Source organism: Fretibacterium fastidiosum, from assembly GCF_000210715.1.
GTDB lineage: Bacteria > Synergistota > Synergistia > Synergistales > Aminobacteriaceae > Fretibacterium > Fretibacterium fastidiosum.
Map to the genome: position 1 here is coordinate 1,143,267 of NC_021038.1, position 2,750 is coordinate 1,146,016.

The 2,750-nt window shown below is 63.7% G+C and carries 2 protein-coding genes; both read left to right on the forward strand.

The window, feature by feature from the left end:
• The coding region (locus tag SY1_RS05250) for a hypothetical protein (RefSeq protein ID WP_208872953.1) at positions 1-366 on the forward strand (366 nt) is incomplete at its 5' end.
• An 88-nt stretch (positions 367-454) separates the two neighbouring features.
• Positions 455-2,750 (forward strand): S8 family serine peptidase (locus SY1_RS05255; RefSeq protein WP_208872955.1); only part of this gene is annotated, 2,296 nt, incomplete at its 3' end.

The window sequence follows — 2,750 nt, forward strand, 5'->3', positions numbered from 1 at the left end:
GTTCAGGAAGGCGGCGCGAAGGCCTTGGCGGAGGGGCTGGAGGCAGAGGCTATGGAACAGGAGGCTGCATCTGCCCAGGCCTCGAGCTACGGGCTTCGGATCTCGGGCAAGGTGGCCAGGGGCCAGTGGGATACGGCCAGCATCCGGGCGATACGCTGCAGGCTGGAGGGCGTCGAGGGCGAGAGGACCATCGGCCTGGGCGACCAGGGAATCCTCCTGAAGTCCATGAAGAAGCAGGAGCCCGAGGCGAAACCCGAGGAGAAAAAGACCTCTGGGAGCGGCGGATGCGACGCCGGCTTTGGCGGGCTGCTCCTGCTGGTCGCTGCGGTTCTGCTTCCGTACCGCAGGGCACATAAAGCGAAGTAAAACGGTTTACGTCATGCGGCCCCCGCCGTGCTTTTGGGGGCGGGGCCGCATTTGTTGCTGTCGAAAGTATGGGTAAAGGAGTGTTTCGATGTTGAAGCGTTGCAGGTGTTGGCTCTCGGTCCTGCTGGCCTGTCTGCTGTCGGCAACGGCCTGGGGATCGGAGCGCTCGGAGTACGTCGAGGGGCAGGCCCTGGTGGTGCTGAAGGGCGGGGTCTCGCACGTGACGGCCGCGGACGTCTCCCACGGGGGGGCCCGAAGCCAGCTGAACCGCGTGGCGGCCTCCGCCCGGGCCCGGGTCCTCAGCACGTATCCCGCGCTGTCCGAGGCATCCGGCAGGGAGGTCTTCGCCCTGGTGGCGTCGGACCATAAGACAACGGAGGAGCTAGTCCGGGAATTGGAGAAGAACCCCAACGTCCTGGCCGCCTCTCCGAACTACAGGGTCTACCCTTTGAAAAGCCCGGACGACCCCCAGTATGCGGACGGCAGCCTTTGGGGGATGAAGAAGATCAGAGCCCCGGAGGTGTGGGATACGACGACGGGCAGTCCGGACGTCTACACGGCGGTCATCGATACGGGCATCGCCAGGGACCACGAGGACCTGAAGGACCGCTTCAGCTTGAAGTACAGCCGCAACTGCTGCGGTGGAGAGGAAAAGGACATCGAGGACAGGAAGGGCCACGGGTCCCACGTCTCCGGGACCATCGCGGCGACGGGGAACAACGCCAAGGGCGTGGTCGGGCTCAACTGGAACGGGGGGATCATCGCGCTCAAGGTCTTTCCGGACGGGAAGGACGGCGCGTCGGACGCCGACATCGCGAAGGCCCTCGACTACCTGACGAAGCTCCTGCAAGGGAACCCCTCCTTGAAGGTCCCCGCCGTGAACCTGTCGCTTGGAGGATACGAGCGCAACAGTCCGGGGAAAAACGTTGGATCGCCCATGTGGCGGGCCTACAAGGCGCTGAGCGACCTGGATCGGACCGTGATCGTGGTCGCGGCCGGAAACGAGGGCCTTGAGGTCGGCAGGCCGGCGCCCTTCACGGATTACTCGAGGAGCGTCATCCAGGGCTATTACAACTACCCGGCCTCCTACATCGGGATCGATAACCTCGTTGTCGTGGGCGCCATGCGGAGCGACGATCAAGGGGCCTCCTTCAGCAACTGGAGCGACACGAACGTGGACATCGCGGCCCCGGGGGTCGGCATCCTGAGCACGATTCCGAAGGTTGCGCCGGACGAGAACGGTTCGCCGTACAACAAGGATTACGTCCAGTGGAACGGGACCTCCATGGCGGCGCCCCACGTGGCGGGGGCGGTCTCCCTTCTGGCCTCCGCCTTCCCGGACAAAAAGGCCTCGGAGCTCAAGGCGGCCATCCTGGAGGGGGCGAACCGGGATATCAACCCCGTCGCGAACCCCGACTCGGAGAGCTCCAATCACAAGGGGCTCAACGCGCTGGGGCAAAAAATTTCCGTCTGGGGAATGCTGGACGTGAAGGGTGCGTACGATCGGCTCAAGACCGGAGGCTCCACCTCCCCTCACCCCATCGAGGTCCCGCGGGACTCCTGGAACATCTCTGTGGGGCCCGGAAGGGCGGGATATAAAAAGGTCGTCCTCACGGCGAGCTTCGACCTTAAGCCCTTGAAGGGCAAAGCGCCCGGTGCCGTAAAGGTTTTCTGGAGGAACGACCCGGAGAGCGTTCAGGCTGTCCTGGACGTTTCCTCAGAGATAGGGCGAATCCGCATCGAGGGGACAATCTCGGAGGACCTGTTGGACTATACCGTCCTCAGGAGGCTCACCTACGAGGTCGATAACCGCAGCTTCGCCGCAAAACTGCAGGGTGCGCCCATGCTTCTCCGCAGGATCGCGGGGTATCCGCCCATTCCGCCGTCCCCGGTGGTCTTGAAAAAGGAGAGCTGGAAGGTTTACGTCAACGAGGACTCTTATGAAGACACCTGTCGAGTCTGGGTGGAGGTCCCCTTCAATACGGGGTGGCGCAGCCCGTCGAGTCCCGACGTCCAGGTCGTTGACGTCCCGGGAAGTGAGTTGATCCAGGCGGCGTACTTCGACTACGCACAGGACGGAAGCGGTTGGCGGCTCATCTGGAGAGGCAGGATACCGACTGCCCGGCTCAAGGAATTCGGGATCGCCTCCATCCGATACAGGGTCAGGGAGTGGGATGACGTGATGGAGGCGACGCTGACTCCATCCCCAATAATGATCAGGGATATGCGCGGCTTCAAGGACCCTTCCGATCCCACGCCGCAGCCGAACCCGAACCCGAACCCGAACCCCAATCCCAACCCTGGGCCCAACCCACAACCCAACCCCAATCCCGGGCCCACTCCCAACCCTCAGAACCCCACGCCGGACAAGCCCGATCAGTCAG